At 44.3% G+C, this 20,926-nt stretch carries 21 protein-coding genes; 19 read left to right on the forward strand and 2 right to left on the reverse strand.

Annotated elements, in window-relative coordinates:
• Nucleotides 1-44: 44 nt before the first annotated feature.
• From pnp to rlmB, 9 genes are all read left to right on the forward strand, one after another.
• Nucleotides 45-2,303 carry a polyribonucleotide nucleotidyltransferase gene (gene pnp / locus G575_RS11215; RefSeq protein WP_083958865.1) on the forward strand — a complete coding sequence of 753 codons (2,259 nt, stop codon included), beginning with the start codon at nucleotides 45-47 and terminating at the stop codon, nucleotides 2,301-2,303.
• A 1-nt stretch (nucleotide 2,304) separates the two neighbouring features.
• Nucleotides 2,305-3,051 (forward strand): SseB family protein, encoded by a 747-nt coding sequence (locus G575_RS0105830; RefSeq protein ID WP_027971899.1) that lies wholly within the window; start codon nucleotides 2,305-2,307, stop codon nucleotides 3,049-3,051.
• Nucleotides 3,052-3,066: 15 nt separating this feature from the next.
• Entirely contained in the window at nucleotides 3,067-3,684 is a 618-nt protein-coding gene (cysE, locus tag G575_RS0105835; RefSeq protein ID WP_027971900.1) for a serine O-acetyltransferase, read from the forward strand.
• Nucleotides 3,685-3,735: 51 nt separating this feature from the next.
• On the forward strand, nucleotides 3,736-4,611 hold the full coding sequence (locus G575_RS0105840) for a GNAT family N-acetyltransferase (RefSeq protein ID WP_027971901.1): 876 nt from the start codon (nucleotides 3,736-3,738) through the stop codon (nucleotides 4,609-4,611).
• Complete coding sequence (locus G575_RS0105845) at nucleotides 4,598-5,368, forward strand: nucleoside phosphorylase (protein WP_027971902.1); 771 nt, start codon at nucleotides 4,598-4,600, stop codon at nucleotides 5,366-5,368. Before G575_RS0105840 ends, G575_RS0105845 begins: the two co-directional genes overlap by 14 nt.
• Before the next feature lie 63 nt (nucleotides 5,369-5,431).
• Entirely contained in the window at nucleotides 5,432-5,665 is a 234-nt protein-coding gene (locus tag G575_RS0105850; RefSeq protein ID WP_027971903.1) for a hypothetical protein, read from the forward strand.
• Entirely contained in the window at nucleotides 5,658-7,001 is a 1,344-nt protein-coding gene (gene cysS, locus G575_RS0105855) for a cysteine--tRNA ligase (protein WP_027971904.1), read from the forward strand. Before G575_RS0105850 ends, cysS begins: the two co-directional genes overlap by 8 nt.
• A complete protein-coding gene (locus tag G575_RS0105860) occupies nucleotides 6,994-7,389 on the forward strand; it encodes a Mini-ribonuclease 3 (protein ID WP_027971905.1) in 396 nt (131 codons plus the stop codon). The genes cysS and G575_RS0105860 overlap by 8 nt, the downstream gene beginning before the upstream one ends.
• A gap of 4 nt (nucleotides 7,390-7,393) precedes the next feature.
• Nucleotides 7,394-8,128: a 23S rRNA (guanosine(2251)-2'-O)-methyltransferase RlmB gene (rlmB, locus tag G575_RS0105865; RefSeq protein ID WP_027971906.1), complete on the forward strand. Its 735-nt coding sequence runs from the start codon at nucleotides 7,394-7,396 to the stop codon at nucleotides 8,126-8,128.
• A 22-nt stretch (nucleotides 8,129-8,150) separates the two neighbouring features.
• Here rlmB and def read toward each other — a convergent pair whose 3' ends face one another.
• Nucleotides 8,151-8,765, reverse strand: coding sequence for a peptide deformylase (def, locus tag G575_RS0105870; RefSeq protein ID WP_027971907.1), 615 nt, complete (start codon nucleotides 8,763-8,765; stop codon nucleotides 8,151-8,153).
• Nucleotides 8,766-9,144: 379 nt separating this feature from the next.
• On the opposite strand from def, the gene rpsO reads away from it, so the two are divergent.
• From rpsO to gltX, 4 genes are all read left to right on the forward strand, one after another.
• The gene (rpsO, locus tag G575_RS0105875) at nucleotides 9,145-9,414 is read left to right on the forward strand and encodes a 30S ribosomal protein S15 (protein ID WP_027971908.1); all 270 of its coding nucleotides are present in this window, start codon (nucleotides 9,145-9,147) and stop codon (nucleotides 9,412-9,414) included.
• 413 nt (nucleotides 9,415-9,827) lie between these two features.
• A complete protein-coding gene (gene rpoE / locus G575_RS0105880; protein WP_027971909.1) occupies nucleotides 9,828-10,397 on the forward strand; it encodes a DNA-directed RNA polymerase subunit delta in 570 nt (189 codons plus the stop codon).
• Between the two features lie 135 nt (nucleotides 10,398-10,532).
• The gene (locus G575_RS0105885; RefSeq protein ID WP_027971910.1) at nucleotides 10,533-10,844 is read left to right on the forward strand and encodes a LiaF transmembrane domain-containing protein; all 312 of its coding nucleotides are present in this window, start codon (nucleotides 10,533-10,535) and stop codon (nucleotides 10,842-10,844) included.
• A 147-nt stretch (nucleotides 10,845-10,991) separates the two neighbouring features.
• Nucleotides 10,992-12,446 (forward strand): glutamate--tRNA ligase, encoded by a 1,455-nt coding sequence (gene gltX, locus G575_RS0105890; RefSeq protein ID WP_027971911.1) that lies wholly within the window; start codon nucleotides 10,992-10,994, stop codon nucleotides 12,444-12,446.
• Between the two features lie 60 nt (nucleotides 12,447-12,506).
• Here the strand turns inward: gltX and G575_RS0105895 are convergent, their stop codons facing one another.
• Complete coding sequence (locus G575_RS0105895) at nucleotides 12,507-13,514, reverse strand: LacI family DNA-binding transcriptional regulator (RefSeq protein ID WP_027971912.1); 1,008 nt, start codon at nucleotides 13,512-13,514, stop codon at nucleotides 12,507-12,509.
• A gap of 136 nt (nucleotides 13,515-13,650) precedes the next feature.
• Here G575_RS0105895 and G575_RS0105900 point away from each other — a divergent pair, with 136 nt between their 5' ends.
• The 6 genes from G575_RS0105900 to gatB all read left to right on the forward strand — a co-directional run bounded on the left by G575_RS0105900 (nucleotide 13,651) and on the right by gatB (nucleotide 20,700).
• Nucleotides 13,651-14,823 carry a galactokinase gene (locus G575_RS0105900; protein ID WP_027971913.1) on the forward strand — a complete coding sequence of 391 codons (1,173 nt, stop codon included), beginning with the start codon at nucleotides 13,651-13,653 and terminating at the stop codon, nucleotides 14,821-14,823.
• A gap of 3 nt (nucleotides 14,824-14,826) precedes the next feature.
• Nucleotides 14,827-16,287, forward strand: a complete 1,461-nt coding sequence (gene galT, locus G575_RS0105905; protein WP_027971914.1) for a UDP-glucose--hexose-1-phosphate uridylyltransferase — start codon at nucleotides 14,827-14,829, stop codon at nucleotides 16,285-16,287.
• Between the two features lie 101 nt (nucleotides 16,288-16,388).
• Nucleotides 16,389-17,387 (forward strand): UDP-glucose 4-epimerase GalE, encoded by a 999-nt coding sequence (galE, locus tag G575_RS0105910; protein ID WP_027971915.1) that lies wholly within the window; start codon nucleotides 16,389-16,391, stop codon nucleotides 17,385-17,387.
• Between the two features lie 105 nt (nucleotides 17,388-17,492).
• Nucleotides 17,493-17,795: an Asp-tRNA(Asn)/Glu-tRNA(Gln) amidotransferase subunit GatC gene (gene gatC, locus G575_RS0105915; RefSeq protein WP_027971916.1), complete on the forward strand. Its 303-nt coding sequence runs from the start codon at nucleotides 17,493-17,495 to the stop codon at nucleotides 17,793-17,795.
• The gene (gatA, locus tag G575_RS0105920; RefSeq protein ID WP_027971917.1) at nucleotides 17,795-19,261 is read left to right on the forward strand and encodes an Asp-tRNA(Asn)/Glu-tRNA(Gln) amidotransferase subunit GatA; all 1,467 of its coding nucleotides are present in this window, start codon (nucleotides 17,795-17,797) and stop codon (nucleotides 19,259-19,261) included. The genes gatC and gatA overlap by 1 nt, the downstream gene beginning before the upstream one ends.
• Nucleotides 19,261-20,700: an Asp-tRNA(Asn)/Glu-tRNA(Gln) amidotransferase subunit GatB gene (gene gatB / locus G575_RS0105925; RefSeq protein WP_027971918.1), complete on the forward strand. Its 1,440-nt coding sequence runs from the start codon at nucleotides 19,261-19,263 to the stop codon at nucleotides 20,698-20,700. The genes gatA and gatB overlap by 1 nt, the downstream gene beginning before the upstream one ends.
• Nucleotides 20,701-20,926 lie beyond the last annotated feature (226 nt).

Raw genomic sequence — 20,926 nt, forward strand, 5'->3', positions numbered from 1 at the left:
CTTTGTAGGCAAGACGTACCAAATTCTTTTAAGGAGTATTGCTCATGGCAAAACAAACATTTACCACCACCTTCGCAGGCCGTCCTCTAGTCGTTGAGGTTGGCCAAGTCGCAAAACAAGCAAACGGCGCGACTATCGTGCGCTACGGAGAGTCGACAGTGTTGACGGCAGCTGTCATGTCTAAAAAAATGGCTACAGGGGATTTCTTCCCGCTTCAGGTCAATTATGAAGAAAAAATGTACGCAGCAGGGAAATTCCCTGGTGGTTGGATGAAACGTGAAGGTCGTCCATCAACGGATGCTACCTTGACAGCGCGTCTCATTGACCGTCCGATTCGTCCAATGTTTGCAGAAGGCTTCCGCAATGAAGTCCAAGTCATCAATACCGTTTTGTCTTACGATGAAAATGCTAGCGCTCCTATGGCAGCTATGTTTGGTAGTTCACTGGCTTTATCGATTTCTGATATTCCATTTAATGGACCAATTGCTGGGGTGCAAGTTGGTTATATTGATGGTGAATTTATCATCAACCCAGACAAGGCACAGGCAGAAGCTTCGCTATTAGAATTAACTGTAGCAGGAACCAAAGAAGCTATCAACATGGTAGAGTCTGGCGCAAAAGAATTGTCTGAAGACATCATGTTAGAAGCTCTGCTCATTGGTCACAGAGCTATCCAAGAATTGATTGCTTTCCAAGAAGAGATTGTGGCTGCTATCGGTAAAGAAAAGGCCGAAGTCGAGCTATTACAAGTCAACGCAGAACTCCAAGCTGAAATTGTAGCTAAATACAATGCTGATTTGCAACAAGCTGTTCAAGTCGAGGAGAAAAAAGCACGTGAAGCAGCTACAGAAGCTGTCAAAGAGCGTGTCGTAGCTGAGTACGAAGAGCGCTATGCGGATGATGACAATCTCTCAACCATCATGCGCGATGTGGCAGAAATCCTTGAGCAAATGGAACATGCCGAAGTACGCCGCTTGATCACTGAGGATAAAATTCGTCCTGATGGTCGTCGTGTCGATGAAATCCGTCCGCTTGATGCAGAGATTGACTTTTTGCCAAAAGTACATGGTTCAGGTCTTTTCACACGTGGGCAAACCCAGGCGCTTTCTGTCTTGACACTTGCTCCGATGGGAGAAACGCAAATCATCGATGGTCTTGATGATGAGTATAAAAAACGTTTCCTACACCACTATAATTTCCCACAGTATTCAGTCGGTGAAACAGGGCGTTACGGTGCGGCTGGTCGTCGTGAAATCGGTCACGGTGCTCTAGGAGAGCGTGCGCTTGAGCAGGTCTTGCCAAGCCTAGAAGAGTTTCCTTATGCCATTCGTTTGGTAGCTGAAGTGCTTGAGTCAAACGGTTCGTCTTCCCAAGCCTCAATCTGCGCAGGGACACTGGCTCTTATGGCAGGTGGTGTGCCAATCAAGGCACCTGTTGCGGGTATTGCTATGGGATTGATTTCAGATGGTACTAATTACACGGTCTTGACTGATATTCAAGGTCTTGAAGATCACTTTGGAGACATGGACTTCAAGGTTGCTGGTACCCGTGAGGGAATCACAGCCCTGCAGATGGATATTAAGATTGAAGGGATTACACCGCAAATCTTGGAAGAAGCCTTGGCTCAGGCTAAGAAAGCGCGTTTTGAGATTTTGGATGTCATCGAAGCGACTATTGCAGAACCTCGTGCAGAGCTTGCCCCAACAGCTCCTAAGATTGATACGATTACTATCGATGTTGACAAGATTAAAGTGGTTATCGGTAAAGGTGGAGAAACCATTGACAAGATTATCGCAGAAACTGGTGTTAAAATCGATATCGATGAAGATGGCCTAGTGTCCATCTTCTCATCAGACCAAGCAGCAATCAACCGTGCTAAAGAAATCATTGCAGGACTTGTCCGTGAAGCTAAGGTCGACGAAGTGTATGAAGCTAAAGTGGTTCGCCTTGAAAAATTCGGTGCCTTTGTCAACCTCTTTGACAAGACAGATGCCCTTGTTCACGTCTCTGAAATGGCTTGGACCCGTGTCAATAAACCAGAAGATTTGGTTGAAATTGGAGACACTGTAACCGTGAAGGTCATCAAAATTGATGACAAAGGGCGTGTTGATGCGTCTATGAAAGCTCTTCTTCCAAAACCAGAAGGCTATGTCGAACCAGAAAAGCGTGAGCGTTCAGACCGTCCACGCCGAGATCATCATGGCAAGTCTGACCGCAAGGGACAAAAAGACCATCATGGATCTGGTTTAGGAGGGCATTTCCGTGAGCCAAAACCACGACCAACAGAAGACAAGGTGGACTAAGATGACGGGGTTAGAACAACTAGATAAAGACTTGCGTGCCTTCTTGGAAAATCCAAATGATTTTCTCGCCATTATGAGTTTTGTAACACGATTACATGGTCAACCAGTTTTGGCTAGTAGTCAGCCTTACGCGCTAGACATTGACGGGCAAAAAGTAACCCCTGTCTTTACAGATGTGGAGGATTTGGAAGCATTCAAGTCCCAACAAGCTAGTGCCCGTCAGCAGGAGTGGATTGAAAGAAGGACTCTAGAAGTTCTAGAAGAGGTTATCGTTAAACAACTATCAGGTTTGGTTTTTAACCTCAAGTCCAGTGGTGATACTGGAAATAGAACCATCTTCAAATCGAGTGAGTTGATTGCTTTTACCAACCACTATACCACTATGCTGAATCAGGTGATGGGGACTAAGAATATTGAAGCGGATCTTATGGATAAGGTTTACTTAGTTCCGACATTTGTGCATCCAAATGAAGACGGAAGTAGTGATAGACTCTTTCCGACCATGTCGACGGCTGAAGGTGAGAGTTATCTACCTGTCTTTTCTAATGTGCAGAGCTTTGCAAAATGGTATCAAAAAGAAGCCTTTGGGGGTGCTTTTCAAAAAGCCAATGGTGTCGTCATTGCTTGGACTTTACAGGACATTAAACAGCCTGAATCAGGAGAGAATGATCTTTCTGAGACACTAGGTGTCGTTATTGATGCCTTTGACCAGAAACATCTTCGAATTTTTTGGAAAGATATACAATAAAGGAGAGCTTGCAGCGTGGGGTGGTGGAAAAAATCAATTAATATCATTAAAGAGTTGGACCCTGCGGCACGTTCGACAGCTGAAGTGCTCTTGACCTATCCTGGGCTAAAAGCACTAGCTGCGCATAGACTTTCTCATTGGCTCTGGCGGCACAATCTCAGACTTTTAGCACGGATGCACAGCCAATTCTGGCGTTTTTGGACTAATATCGAAATTCATCCAGGAGCAGAGATAGCGGCTGGAGTCTTTATCGACCACGGCGCAGGGTTAGTCATCGGAGAGACAGCGGTCATCGAGGAGGGGGTCATGCTTTATCATGGGGTGACTCTGGGAGGTACAGGTAAGGATTGTGGCAAACGCCATCCGACAGTAAGGCGAGGTGCCTTAGTATCAGCCCACGCACAGGTTATCGGACCTGTGGAAATCGGTGAAAATGCCAAGGTCGGTGCAGCGGCTGTTGTCCTTGCAGATGTCCCAGCAAATGTGACAGTTGTCGGAATGCCTGCTAAAATCGTTCGTGTCCATGGCAAAAAAGATGATAAGGTTATCCATGATTTGGAAGACCATCGTGAACATTACCTGACCAAGATGGAAGACTTAAAAGAAGCCAGCCACCGGTCATCTCATTTGTAAAAAAAACCACACAAGGCTTGCCTTGTGTGGGTTAGTCATAGAAAGAGAAAGATGATAACAGCAACTAATACCCTGAACGCCCAGCAGTTAGCTGCGGTAAAAGACTTGATAAAAACCGTGCAAACCCATGACGGAACCTATCGGACACCTTACTTGTCAAACATGCTCAACTTTGACCCTGAAATGCCAGCTTTTTTCTTGGCTTATCAAGGCGAACAGTTGGTGGGACTCTTGACCGTATACGCTGATGATGAAGATGTGGAGCTTGCAATCCTTGTGCATCCAGACCACCGCAGACAGGGGCTAGCACGAAAGTTATATGCCTGCTACCAGGCAGAGACGGCTAACTATCCTATTGCTAGTGAGACCTTTCAGACTGAGCGAGTCTTTCTGGTTAAGCACCCAGACCTTGCGACAGCATGGAGCTTGGTGGAGAATACTGACACTGAGACATGGATGGGACGTGAGCGAGAGCCTTATCAGTTCTCACAACAGGCTGAACTCACAGTAAGTTTGGCACAAGCTCACCATGCAGACGACATTGCACGCTTCCAGGCACAGGTCTTTGATAGCGATTACCAGGTGGCGCTTCGTTACGCCCGTGAGGCCATTGCGGATACAGATAGTTTGCTTTATCTTTTGGAAAATAGCGGAGCAGTTATCGGGTCTTGTACAGTAGATATCTCGACCGATGTTAACTACCTGTACGGTTTAGCTATTGCACCCGACCATCAACAAAAAGGTTACGGCACTTACCTGGTCAAGTCTGTCGTCAACGACCTTATCAGGAAAAACGACAAACCTTTTCAAATCGCCGTCGAAGATGACAACCATGTCGCTAAGCGGCTGTACGAAAATATCGGTTTTACCAAACAGACCCAAGTGGTCTATCTAGACTCAAAAGGAGGACCACATGCTACTAGATGAATTTGACCCCGCGCGTGCGGTGATCAATCCAGAAGATATTTTTGCAGTCAAAGGGGAAATGGAGGCAGAAGAGGTCTGTGATACCATAATCATGCCCTTTTCTGGGAGCCTTTTTGAGCTGATTCAAGCAAAAGAAAGCGTGCGCTATGGTGGCTATAAGTCCAATATCAATGGCAAGCAACCTTGGTACATTTATGAAAAAGGAGACCAAAAGGTTGCGGTCATGAAAGCCCTGCTTGGGGCTCCTGCTCTGGTAGGGACTTTAGAAGAACTAAAGGTGGCTGGTTTTAAACACTTTATCATTTTTGGTACCTGTGGCGTCTTAGATGGCAGTCTTGAGAGCAATAAACTCATTGTCCCGACGACCAGCCTGCGTGATGAAGGTGTGTCTTATCATTATGCGCCAGCTTCTGATGAGATTGGTTACTCAGTGACACACATGGCGCACTTTACAGGCATCTTGGACAAGCACAGCATTCCTTATGTGTCCTGTAAGGCTTGGACGACAGATGCCTTTTACCGCGAAACACCAGATAAAGTAGCGCGTCGTAAGGCGGCAGGCGCTCAGGTAGTAGATATGGAATGGTCTGCGGTTGCTGCTTGGGCGCAATTCCGCCAAGCTGATGTCTACCATTTCTTCTACACATCGGATTTTGTCGACCATGAAGGGGAATGGGATGCTAGAGAAGGGCACGACGAAACGGACCTTCTCCACTTTTTTGATATCACACTCAAGATAGCAGGAGAATTATCCTAAAGTGAGAGTCTCGGTCTGAGGCTCTTTTTGTGGTATAATGGAAGATAAGAAAGTGAGGCTATTATGAAAAAACTATATAATCGCTTGCAACTATTAAAACTTATCTCGACCTACTGTTTGGGAGTAGTCGGCATTAGTTTAGTAGTGGCTTTTATCCAACAAAAATGGGGGATTGTGATAGCGGCTGCGATTATGGTGATGGCGATGTCTTATGTGAACGCGATGCTTGAGCAATCCATGAAAGAGTTAAAAGATAGTCAATCACTAGAAACAAGGAAAGAGAACGACAATGATTAAGATTTATAACACCCTCACACGTGATTTGGAAGTTTTTATACCTCTTACTGAAAATACCGTCAAGATGTATGTCTGCGGTCCAACGGTTTACAACTATATCCATATCGGAAATGCTCGGAGTGTGGTGGCTTTTGATACCATCCGTCGCTATTTTGAATACCGTGGCTTTGATGTGACCTACATCTCAAACTTTACAGATGTGGATGACAAGATTATCAAGGCTGCGAGTGTTGCAGGCATGACAACCAAGGAACTGTCTGATAAGTTTATCGCTGCCTTCAAAGAAGATGTGGAAAAACTGGGTGTCAAACCCGCCACCAAAAATCCTCGTGTCATCGACTACATGGATGAAATCATTGATTTTGTGCAGGTCTTGATTGACAAGGGTTACGCCTATGAAGCGGCTGGTGATGTTTATTTTCGTGTGGAAAAGGCTGAAAACTATGCCCGATTGGCCAACAAAACCCTATCTGACTTAGAGGCGGGGGCTTCTGGTCGGGTTGAGGGAGAAGGTCAACTCAAGGAACATCCTTTTGATTTTGCCCTTTGGAAATCTACTAAACAGGGTGAAGTATCTTGGGAAAGCCCTTGGGGGCTTGGCCGCCCAGGCTGGCATATCGAATGCTCGGTCATGGCGACAGAGATTTTGGGAGATACCATTGACATTCACGGTGGGGGGGCGGACTTGGAATTCCCCCACCATACCAATGAAATCGCCCAGTCCGAGTGCAAGACAGGTCAGACTTTTGCGAATTATTGGATGCACAATGCCATGCTCAATATCAACGATGAGAAGATGTCCAAGTCCTTGGGCAATTTCCTGACAGCACATGACATGTTGGAACAAATTGACGGGCAAATCTTGCGATTCTTCCTAGCCACCCAGCACTACCGCCGTCCACTCAACTACACTGAGAAGGCTATTTCAGATGCGGAAATCAATCTCAAATACCTGAAAAATACCTACACCCAGCCTTTGTCGGCTGTGTCAGACGATGCAGGTTTGGCCAAACACTTGGCAGCCTTTGAAGCAGCCATGGATGATGATTTCAATGCGGCAAATGGGATTACGGCTATCTTTGACTTTGCCAAGTGGATCAACTCAGGCAACTATGATGAAACTGTCAAAGAAGCGTTTGGGAAAATGCTGGAAGTGTTCGGTATTGTCTTTGAAGAGGAAGTCTTGGACAGCGAGATTGAGGCCTTGATAGCAGAACGCCAAACAGCTCGTGCCAATCGGGATTTTGCGACGGCTGACCGTATTCGTGATGAATTGGCAGCTCAGGGCATCAAGCTCTTGGATACCAAGGATGGTGTGAGGTGGACACGTGACTAAGGCAGTAGATGTCAATCTCATCAACGGCATTGCCCTGGCTTTTGAAGGGGATGCGGTGTATTCTTTGTACATTCGTCATCACTTGATTTTCCAAGGGCAGACCAGACCCAATCAGTTGCACCGCCTAGCTACTCGCTACGTGTCGGCTAAGGCACAAGCTGCCCTAATCACAAAAATGCTAGAAGCACAGCTTTTAACCGAAAAAGAAGAAGACATCTATCGCAGAGGGCGTAACGCCAATAGCAATACCAAGGCGAAGAACACTGATATCATCACCTACAAGATGTCCACAGGCTTTGAAGCGGTTATGGGCTACCTGCACATGACAGGACAAATTGAACGCTTGGAGGAGCTGATTGCTTGGTGCATCAAGGAAGTGGAGAAGTAAGGCAATGAAGGAACAACAAAATGACATCGTTTACGGCGTACATGCTGTGGCGGAAAGTTTACAAGCCAACACTGGTAATAAACTTTATATCCAGGACGATTTACGCGGGAAAAATGTCGATAAAATCAAAGATTTAGCAGCAGAGAAAAAAGTGTCCATTTCATGGACGCCAAAAAAGACACTCAATGAGATGACACAAGGTGCCGTCCATCAAGGCTTTGTTTTGCGTGTGTCGGAGTTTGCCTATGCGGAGTTATCAGATATTCTGGAAAAGGCAGAGCAGGAAGACAATCCACTTATTCTCATCCTAGATGGTCTGACAGACCCTCATAACTTTGGCTCTATTTTGCGAACCGCTGATGCCACTCAGGTAGCAGGGATTATCATTCCAAAACACCGTGCGGTTGGGGTGACGCCCGTTGTGGCCAAGACCTCTACGGGTGCGGTGGAGCATGTGCCAATTGCGCGTGTGACGAACCTTAGTCAGACCCTTGATAAGCTCAAGGAAGCTGGTTACTGGATTTTTGGGACAGATATGAACGGAACCCCAAGCCACAAGTGGAATACCAAAGGGAAACTTGCTCTAATCATCGGTAATGAAGGGAAAGGCATTTCTGCTAATATCAAAAAGCAGGTGGACGAGATGATAACCATTCCCATGAAAGGGCATGTGCAAAGTCTGAACGCCAGCGTAGCTGCGGCTGTACTCATGTATGAGGTTTTCAGAAATAAATGTTAAAAGCTGAGGCACGCCTCAGCTTTTAGTCTAAAATAATGACACCTTCTTCAACTTTGAAGGGTTCAGCAATATTGATGCGATCGTAAAACATGACACCATTGAGGTGGTCAATTTCGTGCTGGACAACAATAGCGTTATACCCTTTAAATTTCACTTTTTGCGTTTGTCCGTCTTTATCGATATATTCAACCGTAATCCGTGCATGGCGAGGCACATAGCCTTCGATGAGGCGATCAACGGACAGACAGCCTTCGCCATCTGCGAGTGCCGCTTGTTGTACGGAATGAGCGACGATTTTTGGGTTGTACATAATCGCTTGGAGGCTGTAGGCTTCCTTAGGAGGATTGCCTTCACTATCCTCAGGATTTGGTACCAGACAAGCAATGATGCGTTTTGAGACGTCTAGCTGTGGTGCAGCAAGACCAACACCGCCACGCAAGCCCATTTTTTCAGCAACAACTGGATCTTGAGAGTTCTTTAAAAATTGCATCATTTTTTCACCCAAGATGATGTCATCGTCCGTTAATGGCAGAGCGACTTCGGTAGCTTTTTCACGGAGAGTCGGGTGACCCTCACGAATAATATCCTCCATGTTAATTAAATGCGCAGCTTTAATCAATCTTTCTTGTGCAGTCATATCAATCTCCCTTACCTACAATGATGAGTCTAGTTTACCATAAAATAATCCGCTAGCAAAGGCAGAAGCAGAAGTTAGACGGATATAAAAGAGTGATTTTGTTGGCTTAAAGCATCTTGAAGGGAGATAAATGGCTAAAGGTGAGTCCTCTTTGCTAGGAGCTTCAATTGCTGATTGCTGATGGGGCGATTACGGTCACCGTGCAACACTTTTTGAGACATTGTAACGCAACATGTTTGAGCAATTGAAAAGATAAAATTAGTTGACTCGGGTTGGCTATTTTGCTAAAATGGAAAGGTCTTAAAGACAAATAACTCTTTCTTGGTCGTAGGAACGCCAACCTGCTACTCGGATGGAGCCAAATAAAAGGAGAATTATCATGGCAATCTCAAAAGAGAAAAAAAATGAAATCATTGCACAATATGCACGTCACGAAGGTGACACAGGTTCTGTAGAGGTTCAAGTTGCTGTCCTTACTTGGGAAATCAACCACCTTAACGACCACATCAAACAACACAAAAAAGACCACGCAACTTACCGTGGTTTGATGAAAAAAATCGGTCACCGTCGTAACCTTTTGGCATACCTTCGTCGTACAGACGTTAACCGTTACCGCGATTTGATTGCGTCACTTGGTCTTCGTCGTTAAGATTAAGAAAATAAAAGCCTTAAAAATCCGTATGAGATAGACCTCTAACAAGATGTCTTCTCTCTGGGGATTAGGTTTTATTTAGCATCCTGGTGATCAGGATGCTTTTCTTTTTTTGGAATTTTAGGACAAGCGTTTTTGTTGTTTACTTGTGGACTTGTACTCACAAGGTCCCTATGCTGTGAGTCGGCTTTTACTTTTGGTTTTTGCAAAAAAATGCCATAAAATGGTCTGGGTATTGCTGTTGACTTCTAGGTGTCGACTCTTTTGACCGTAAAATGATGTCAAGGTATCATGAGGTTAACGGTTTCGTCACATTTTCCCATAAAAAACTTTTGACGAATAGGCTTTTTTAGCGTAAAATAGTAAGGAATATAAAAGGGGCTACGATGCCCTTGAGAAGGAGAGCAGCTTTGGAACTAGAAGTATTTGCTGGACAAGAAAAAAGCGAATTGTCAATGATTGAAGTGGCGCGTGCGATTCTGGAGACACGAGGCCGTGGCGATGAGATGTATTTTAGCGACTTGGTCAATGAGATTCAAACTTATTTAGAAAAATCTGATGCGGCTATCCGTGAAGCGCTACCGTTTTTCTACTCGGACTTGAATACCGACGGTAGTTTTATCCCGCTTGGTGATAACAAATGGGGCTTGCGTTCTTGGTATGCGATTGATGAAATTGATGAAGAAATCATTAGTCTTGAAGAAGACGATGAAGATGCACCAAAACGTAAGAAAAAACGTGTCAATGCCTTTATGGACGACGATGAGGCGATTGATTACTCTGATGATGATCCAGAAGATGAGGAGTACGACTCTTCACGCGATGGGTTGGAATATGATGATGACAATCCAGATGATGAAAAATCAGAAGTGGATTCTTATGACTCAGAGTTAAATGAAATTATACCAGATGAAGATTTGGATGAAGAGGTCGAACTCAACGAAGAAGATGATGACTTCTCAGATGACGATGATGTCTAATTAGAAGCTCCTTAGTGAGCTTTTTTATTTTTCCTAACCACTTAGTCTGCCTAAGTAACCAGATAGTCAAATAGCCCTGACATCCTAGAAAAAATGTGTTATCTTAGATAAAAATAACCAATAAGGGAGATAGAAATGAAACGATTGATTTTAGGACTTTTGATGTTACTGGTTGCTGGTGTATTGTTATTTCAGGAGCATTTAGGTGGGCATAGGCTTGATTTACCACTGTGGGTATTAATTTGTAGCCTCATCTTTGTTACTGGATTTTTTGCTAATGCAATGAAGAGAGATTGGGTAGGAGCTTTTGGGAGCTTGGCTATTTTAGCTATTATTTTGAATGCTTACTATGACTGGTTGGCTATTGGGACTGGAAGCCTGGTTATGGCTTTAATTTTAGCTGTTTTAGGATTTCAATTGCTCTTTAAAATAGAAGGGAGAAAGTAAGGCAAGACTGTTTTTTATGAGCGAGAATTAAGTTGGCTTTATTTTTTCAGATTTAGTGCTATAATAGTAATGTTTGACTAACTATTAAGAGGAAAGGAACTAAAATTGATAGAATTAGCTCATTTCTATCAACTTGGTATCTGAATTATGACCAAACCAATTCGTGTGCGTTACGCACCAAGTCCAACGGGACTCTTGCATATCGGAAATGCTCGTACAGCATTGTTTAACTATCTTTTTGCTCGCCATCACGGCGGTGATTTTATCATTCGTATCGAAGATACGGACCGCAAACGCCATGTGGAAGACGGTGAGCGTTCTCAGCTGGAAAACCTGCGTTGGTTGGGCATTGACTGGGATGAGAGTCCAGAAACCCACGACCAATACCGCCAGTCTGAGCGTTTGGATATTTACCAGAAGTATGTGGATGAGCTCTTGGCAGAAGGCAAGGCCTACAAGTCTTACGTGACAGAAGAAGAGTTGGCGGCGGAGCGTGAGCGTCAGGAAGCTGCGGGTGAAACACCTCGCTATATCAATGAATACCTAGGTATGTCTGAAGATGAAAAAACTGCCTATATCGCAGAGCGTGAGGCGGCTGGCATTGTCCCAACTGTCCGCTTGGCTGTTAATGAAGCTGGTATCTACAAGTGGAATGACATGGTTAAGGGCGAGATTGAGTTTGAAGGTGGCAACATCGGTGGCGACTGGGTTATCCAAAAACGTGATGGCTATCCAACCTACAACTTTGCCGTGGTTATTGATGATCATTTGATGGAGATTTCGCACGTTATCCGTGGGGATGACCACATTGCCAATACCCCCAAGCAGCTCATGGTCTATGAAGCACTAGGCTGGGAAGCTCCAGAATTTGCCCACATGACCTTGATTATCAACTCTGCTACGGGTAAAAAATTGTCCAAACGTGACACCAATACTCTTGCTTTTATCGAAGATTACCGCAAAAAAGGCTACCTGCCAGAAGCTGTTTTCAACTTTATCACGCTTTTGGGCTGGACTCCTGGTGGTGAGGAAGAAATCTTCTCCAAAGATGAGATTATCCAACTCTTTGATGAAAAACGCCTCAGCAAGTCACCAGCTTCCTTCGATCCGAAAAAGTTGGCTTGGATGGGCAATGAGTACATCAAAAAAGCTGATTTGGAGACCGTTTTTAACCTTGCCAAACCATTCTTGGAAGAGGCTGGTCGCTTGACAGATAAGGCAGAGAAATTGGTGGAACTTTACAAGCCACAGATGTCATCAGCAGACGAAATTGTTGGTTTGACAGACCTTTTCTTCTCTGACTTCCCAGAATTGACAGACGAGGAAAAAGAAGTCATGGCGGGAGAGACTGTTCCGACTGTCCTCAATGCTCTCAAGGAAAAATTGGAAGCTATGACGGACGAAGATTTCCAACCAGATAACATCTTCCCGCAAATCAAGGCTGTTCAAAAAGAAACAGGCATCAAGGGCAAAAACCTCTTCATGCCAATCCGTATCGCCGTTTCAGGCGAAATGCACGGACCAGAGTTGCCAAACACTATTTACCTGCTCGGCCGTGAAAAATCAATCCAGCATATCGATAATATGTTGAAGAGTTTGTAAGGACAATAATCCCCGCTGTCGCATGACGGCGGGGATGTTTTTTGGCTCTTAGAGAAGGTTTTAGAATGATTTACTACTATTGCGTAGGGTCAAGAGGGTGGCAACGGTTTGCATGGTAGGAATATCTGGTGCTTCTCCGATAAGTTGTCTATGAAGGCTATCCATGGCAAGTATTCCCATTTCCTCAGTAAAGACTGTCACACAGCTAAGCGCTGGAAAGACCTGCTTAGCTACCGCAGTGTCGTTAAAAGAAATGATGCTCACCTGATCAGGGACCTTGATATTGGCCTCGTGGAGGGCACGGAGTGCTCCGATTGCTAGGGCGTCACTAGCGATAAAGAATGCCTGAGGCAAATCGTCACCTAGCTCAGTTATGGCTCTATTCATCAACTGATAGCCGCTTTCTGATGAAAATCTTCCGATAAAAACATAATCAGAACGATACAGTTTTCGCTGGCTTAGGAAATTTTTAAAGGTATTGAATCGGGGGTCTATGATAGGAAACTGGTCGTCGCTAGTTGCTTCTTCTCCTGTCAAAATACCAATCTTAGTTTGTCCTTGGCTGATAAAATGATTGAGCACGTTGGTAACGGAGTTTGTGAAATCTGTTGTGATGCAGCTATGGCCTTGATTTAAGGTGTCGCTGTCGACAAATATAAGCTGTTCACATAGCCTCTCTAAGGTTTGGATTTGAGTTTGGCTGTATTTGCCAATGGCGACAATCCCATGACATCCAGCTGCTTGTTCAAGCGGAGTGTCGTTGAAGAGGCGGATGATATCATAGTTAAGTTCCATGGCTCGACGTTCAACCCCGATGCGGATAGCATAGTAATAGAGGTCGTTAATCTCTTCGGATTCGGTATACCATTGGATAATGGCAATTTTTTTACTTTCGGTAGCAGTTGCCAGATTTTTCTGATGACGTGTATAGCCTAAGTCTTCGGCGGCTTGAAAGATTTTTTGACGGGTCGCATCGCTGACAGACATAGATTTGTCATTGTTTAAGACGCGAGAAACCGTCGCTAAAGAGACATTGACCCGTGCTGCGATGTCTTTGATGGTAGCCATAGTTTTCTCCTTTGTAGTGTAATGTTATTATAACGGAAAAAGGAAATAAAATAAAGTAAAAATTTTACTAATATAAATTGACTTTTTTACTTATATTAACTATAATATAAGCGAGAAATTATTAAGGAGAAACCTTATGAATACAGAACAATTAACACAGGCATTTGAAGGCGTTTTTGGTGTGGCACCAGATGCGACTTTCTTTTCACCAGGGCGTATCAACCTGATTGGAGAACACACAGACTATAATGGTGGTCACGTCTTTCCAGCAGCTATCACACTGGGAACTTACGGGGCGGCACGCAAGCGTGATGACAGAAGGCTCCGCTTTTTCTCTGGAAATTTTGAACATCTAGGGATCCTAGAAGTGAGCTTAGATGAGCTGGTCTTTAAAAAAGAAGACAACTGGACCAATTACCCTAAAGGGGTGATTAAGTTTTTGAAAGAAGCAGGGCACAGTATCGAGGCAGGGCTAGATGTTTATGTGTATGGCAATATACCGAATGGCTCAGGTCTGTCTTCGTCAGCTTCCTTGGAGCTATTAATTGGTGTTATCTGTGAGGAACTGTTTGACCTCAAGCTCGAACGTCTTGATCTGGTTAAGATTGGGAAACAAACCGAGAATCACTTTATCGGGGTTAATTCGGGCATCATGGACCAGTTTGCCATCGGTATGGGAGCTGACAAGCAAGCCATCTATCTGGATACCAATACCTTGGAATATGATTTGGTACCACTTGACCTAGGTGATTATGTCGTGGTGATTATGAACACCAATAAACGCCGTGAGCTAGCAGATTCTAAGTATAACGAACGTCGCGCGGAGTGTGAAAAGGCGGTTGAGGAGCTGAATCATCTTTTAGACATTGACCATCTAGGTGTTTTGGATGAAGCTTTGTTTGATCAGTATGCTTATTTGATTCAGGATGGAGACCGTATTAAGCGGGCTCGCCACGCTGTTTCTGAAAATCAACGTACTTTGAAGGCTAAGGCAGCTTTGATAGCAGGAGATTTAGAGCAGTTTGGACGTTTAATCAATGCGTCTCATGTGTCTTTGGAACATGATTACCAAGTAACAGGTATTGAGCTAGATACACTGGTTCATACTGCTTGGGATCAACCTGGTGTGCTGGGGGCTCGTATGACGGGAGCAGGTTTTGGTGGCTGTGCTATTGCCATTGTCCATAAAGACGAGGTCGAGGCCTTCACAGCAACTGTTGGCAAAACCTATGAAGAAAAAATTGGCTATGCACCAGCATTTTATCTAGCAGAAGTAGCAGGTGGAAGCCGCGTATTATCTAGAAGGTAGGCTATGACATTATTGGAAAACTTTGTCGCAGGCATTATTGCCAATAGCGACTATACGGATATGGATACTTATTACCTGACCAATCGTCTATTGGCATTGGTGGGTGAGGAAAATATAGAACAAGACAGTTCTGAGACAGATTTGATTAAGCTCAAAGATCAGCTGGTAGAGCTTGCAGTGGTCAACGGCCGTTGTGGTGTTCTTGAGGAGGAAAAAAACTGTCTGGGTGCAGAGCTCATGAATTTTATAACGCCGATTCCAAGTCTGCTTAATCAGAGATTCTGGAAGACCTATGAGGAGAGCCCAGAGCAGGCTGTGGCAGATTTTTACGCCCTTAGCCAGCGAAATGATTACATAAAAGTAGAGGCGATTGCTAAAAACATTGCCTTTTCAACCCCTTCTCCATATGGGGACATGCAGATTACCATCAATTTGTCCAAACCAGAAAAAGATCCAAAGGCTATTGCAGCAGCCAAGTTGGCACCTAGCTCTGACTATCCTAAATGCCAACTCTGTATGGAAAATGAGGGCTATCAAGGCCGCATCAATCATCCAGACCGTGCCAATCACAGGATTATCCGTATGGCTTTAGGACAAGAAGAGTGGGGCTTTCAGTACTCGCCTTATGCTTATTTTAACGAACACTGCATTTACCTCAATACCCAGCATCTCCCTATGGTCATTAGTCGCGACAGCTTTAGTCAGTTGCTAGACATTGTGGCTCTTTTCCCGGGTTATTTTGCGGGTTCAAATGCCGATTTGCCAATCGTTGGTGGCTCCATTTTGACCCATAATCACTATCAAGGTGGGCGACACACTTTTCCTATGGAAATAGCAGAGCTAAAAGAGCGCTTTACCTTTGAAGGCTTTGAGGATGTGGAAGCTGGTATTGTCAATTGGCCGATGTCAGTTATTCGTTTGACCGCTTCTAGTAAGGACAGACTTGTTGAATTGGCCGATAAAATCCGTTTGGCTTGGAGAGATTATTCGGATGCGTCAGCTGATATTCTAGCTTATACAAACGACACACCGCATCATACAGTGACCCCTATCGCTCGTAAAAAAGCAGGACTCTTTCAGATAGATTTGGTTCTGCGAGATAATCATACCTCAGAAGAGCATCCAGACGGCGTTTACCATCCCCACAAAGATGTGCAACACATAAAAAAAGAAAATATTGGCTTAATAGAAGTGATGGGATTGGCGATTTTGCCGCCACGCCTGAAAGCAGAACTGCAAGAGGTTGAAAAATATCTTTTAGGCGAGTATAATGAAATAGCTGATTATCACAAGCAGTGGGCAGATAATATTAAGGCGTCGAATCCGTCCTTAACGGCAGACAATGTGACTAGACTGGTCCAAAATGCTGTAGGTCAGACCTTTGTCCGAGTTCTTGAAGATGCAGGCGTCTACAAAAACACAGCCGATTTTATGCGCTTTGTTAAAACTGTAGGTATTTTATAATAGTGACTAGAGAAAGGAAGCGGTTGTCTCCTGTGAAAGTGGGAGAGAAAGATTGCTAGCGCCATGCAAAATGGCAATCTGACAACCTAGGTATCATAAAGATGGCAGTAGTAGTGCTTGGAGGGGCTGGTTACATCGGCTCTCATATGGTTGATCGCCTCATTTCAGAAGGTAAAGAAGAGGTTATTGTCGTTGATAATTTAGTAACAGGGCACCGTGCAGCGGTGCATCCTGAGGCTAAATTTTATGAGGGTGATCTAGCCGATAAGGCTTTTATGCGAAAGGTTTTCAAGGAAAATCCCGAGGTCGATGCCGTGATTCATTTTGCAGCATATTCCTTAGTTGCTGAATCCATGGCAGAACCCCTTAAATATTTTGATAACAATACTGCTGGTATGGTTAATTTACTAGAGGTTATGAGAGAATGTGGTGTTAAGCATATTGTCTTTTCATCAACAGCTGCTACCTACGGCATTCCAGAGCAAATTCCAATTTTGGAGACAACACCGCAGCGTCCGATAAATCCTTACGGAGAAAGTAAGCTCATGATGGAGACTATCATGAAATGGTCTGATCAAGCTTATGGGATTACATTTGTAGCGCTACGCTACTTCAACGTGGCTGGTGCTAAGCCGGATGGTTCTATCGGCGAGGATCATGGACCAGAGACACACTTGCTTCCAATCATTTTGCAAGTCGCTCAAGGAGAACGTGAGAAAATCATGATTTTCGGTGATGACTATGACACGCCAGACGGGACAAATGTTCGTGATTATGTTCATCCATTTGACTTAGCAGATGCCCACACCTTGGCTGTGGCATATCTTCGCAATGGCGGAGCATCAACGGCATTCAACCTAGGCTCATCAACCGGGTTTTCAAATCTCGAAATCCTAGAAGCGGCACGAAAAGTAACTGGTAAGGAGATTCCAGCAGAGTTAGCTGACCGTCGTCCAGGGGACCCAGATACTTTGATTGCCAGTTCAGAAAAAGCTCGTGCAGTTTTAGGCTGGAAGCCACAATTTGACAATATCGAAAAAATCATCGAAACAGCTTGGGCATGGCATTCAAACCACCCAAATGGCTATAACGATAGATAAGTTGAGCCTCGAAAGAGGCTTTTTGATTTCTTTCTTGAAAATAGCAGAGCAGAGACCTTTGTGATATAATAAAAAAGACTATCTAAATTAAATGGAGAAAATGGGATGAAAATTACCGAAGCAGAAGTTCGTCACGTGGCGAATTTGTCTAAGTTATCTTTTTCAGATGCAGAGACCGCTGAATTTGCGACGACCCTATCAAAAATTGTTGATATGGTTGAGCTTTTAAACGAAGTAGATACAGAAGGAGTTGCTATCACAACGACCATGGCGGACCGAAAGACTGTCATGCGAGCAGATGTGGCAGAAGCAGGTACGGAGCGCGAGCTATTGTTTAAAAATGTGCCGGAAAAAGAAAATAACTACATCAGAGTTCCAGCAATCCTAGATGACGGAGGTGACGCTTAATGTCTTTCAACCATAAATCAATCGAAGAATTACACCATCTTCTGGTCAACAAGGAGATTTCTGCAACGGAATTAACCAAGGCAACCTTAGAAGACATCAAGGCGCGTGAAGGTGCCATGAATGCTTTTGTGACCATCGCTGAAGAAGCGGCTTTGGCGCAAGCGCAAGCTATTGATGAAAAAGGCATTGATGCCGATAACCTCATGGCTGGTATTCCACTTGCTGTTAAGGATAATATCTCTACCAAAGGGATTTTGACAACGGCAGCCTCAAAGATGCTATACAATTATGAGCCAATCTTTGATGCGACAGCGGTGGCTCAAGCCTATGCTAAGGATATGATTGTCATCGGAAAAACCAATATGGACGAGTTTGCTATGGGTGGTTCTGGTGAGACGTCATACTTTGGAGCGACTAAGAATGCTTGGGATCAGACTAAAGTTCCTGGTGGGTCATCGAGTGGTTCGGCATCAGCTGTTGCTTCGGGACAAGTTCGTCTGTCGCTAGGTTCAGATACGGGTGGATCTATTCGTCAGCCGGCTGCTTTTAGCGGTATTGTGGGGATGAAGCCGACTTATGGTACCGTTTCGCGTTTTGGTTTAATTGCTTTTGGATCATCCTTTGACCAAATCGGTCCTTTCTCTCAGACGGTTAAGGAAAATGCACAGCTGCTAAATGTTATTTCTGGAAGTGATGTGAAGGACTCTACTTCTGCCCCGATTCAGATTGCAGACTTTGCTAGCAAAATTGGTCAAGAGATTAAAGGGCTTAAAATCGCCCTTCCAAAAGAATACCTTGGTGAGGGTATTGATCCAAAAATCAAGGAAAATATCTTGTCTGCGGCTAAGCATTTTGAAAAATTAGGAGCTGTTGTCGAAGAGGTGAGCCTACCACATTCTAAATATGGTGTGGCGGTTTACTACATTATTGCTTCGTCTGAGGCTTCTTCAAACCTGCAACGTTTTGATGGCATCCGCTACGGTTTTCGTGCTGAAGATGCCAAAAATCTGGAAGAAATCTACGTTAAGACGCGTAGCCAAGGGTTCGGTGATGAGGTTAAACGTCGCATTATGTTAGGAACCTTTAGCTTGTCTTCTGGTTACTACGATGCTTACTTTAAGAAAGCTGGTCAGGTTCGTACCTTGATTATTGAGGATTTCAATAAGGTCTTTGCAGACTATGATTTGATTTTAGGGCCAACGGCGCCGACAGTTGCCTTTGATTTGGATTCGCTTAGTCATGATCCTGTGGCGATGTATTTGGCAGATCTTTTGACGATTCCAGTCAACTTAGCTGGTCTTCCTGGGATTTCTATCCCGTCAGGATTTGTAGATGGGTTGCCGGTCGGACTTCAACTTATCGGACCAAAATACAGTGAAGAGACCATTTACCAAGCTGCGGCTGCTTTTGAAGCGACGACAGATTATCACAAACAGCAACCAAGTATTTTTGGAGGAGGTAACTAATGAACTTTGAAACCATTATCGGACTTGAAGTCCACGTAGAGCTCAACACAAACTCCAAGATTTTTTCGCCTTCATCAGCTCATTTTGGTCAAGAGCAAAATGCCAATACCAATGTGATTGACTGGTCTTTCCCTGGTGTTCTTCCGGTTATGAATAAGGGCGTTATTGATGCTGGTATTAAAGCGGCTTTGGCGCTTAATATGGACATTCATCAACACATGCACTTTGACCGAAAAAATTACTTCTATCCAGATAATCCAAAAGCTTATCAGATTTCACAATTTGATGAACCTATCGGTTATAATGGTTGGATTGATATTCAACTAGAAGATGGGACGACTAAGAAAATTGGTATTGAACGCGCTCATTTGGAAGAAGATGCCGGGAAAAATACTCACGGAACAGATGGCTATTCTTACGTGGACCTCAATCGCCAAGGGGTTCCATTGATTGAGATTGTCTCTCATGCGGATATGCGCTCGCCAGAGGAGGCCTATGCCTACTTGACAGCTCTTAAAGAGATTATCCAATACACAGGCATTTCAGATGTTAAGATGGAAGAAGGTTCTATGCGTGTGGATGCCAATATTTCCCTTCGCCCTTACGGCCAGGAAAAATTTGGAACTAAGACTGAGCTGAAAAACCTGAACTCTTTCTCGAATGTCCGCAAAGGTCTTGAGTATGAGGTTGAGCGTCAAGCGAAAATTCTTCGTAGTGGAGGGGTTATCCGTCAAGAAACACGCCGTTACGATGAGGCCAACAAAGCGACAATCCTCATGCGTGTCAAGGAAGGGGCGGCAGATTACCGCTATTTCCCTGAGCCAGATCTTCCTCTCTATGAGATTTCGGATGAATGGATTGAAGAGATGCGTGCTCAGTTGCCTAAATTTCCAGCCCAACGTCGCGCCAGCTATGTTACTGAACTTGGATTGTCCGACTATGATGCTGGTCAGTTGACAGCTACCAAGGCTCTTTCTGATTTCTTTGAAAAAGCAGTCGCTGTTGGTGGCGATGCCAAGCAGGTATCAAACTGGCTACAGGGTGAAGTGGCTCAGTTCTTAAACGCAGAGCAGAAAACTATCGAAGACATCAAACTAACCCCAGAAAATCTAGTTGAAATGATTGCCTTAATCGCTGATGGCACCATCTCATCTAAGATTGCCAAAAAAGTCTTTGTACACTTGGCTAAAGAAGGCGGTTCAGCAAAAGCTTATGTTGAAAAAGCAGGTTTGGTGCAGGTATCAGATCCAGCTGTCTTGATTCCAATTATCCATCAAGTCTTTGCTGATAACGAAGCTGCGGTCGCTGACTTCAAATCAGGAAAACGCAATGCCGACAAAGCCTTTACAGGTTTCCTTATGAAGGCTACCAAAGGTCAAGCCAACCCACAAGTTGCACAGCAATTGCTAGCACAAGAGCTCCAAAAATTGTTAGATTAAGTCAAAAAGCCCCACTTCATCATCAACATGAATTGGGGTTTTATTATCAGCTAAAGCAGGAATTTTATTGAAAAATGAGGTGGTGTACGGCATAATGCAGCTAGAAAATGTTGTGGAGAATTCACCTGGAAAAGAGAAATCCTTGCCGCTCTTGCCTCTGATGATTTTGTAGAGCCTGTGGTGCAAAAACCAAAGCCATCTTCCTTTCTCGCTTACAAGAGCGTCA

It is taken from the genome of Streptococcus plurextorum DSM 22810 (assembly GCF_000423745.1).
Classification (GTDB): domain Bacteria; phylum Bacillota; class Bacilli; order Lactobacillales; family Streptococcaceae; genus Streptococcus; species Streptococcus plurextorum.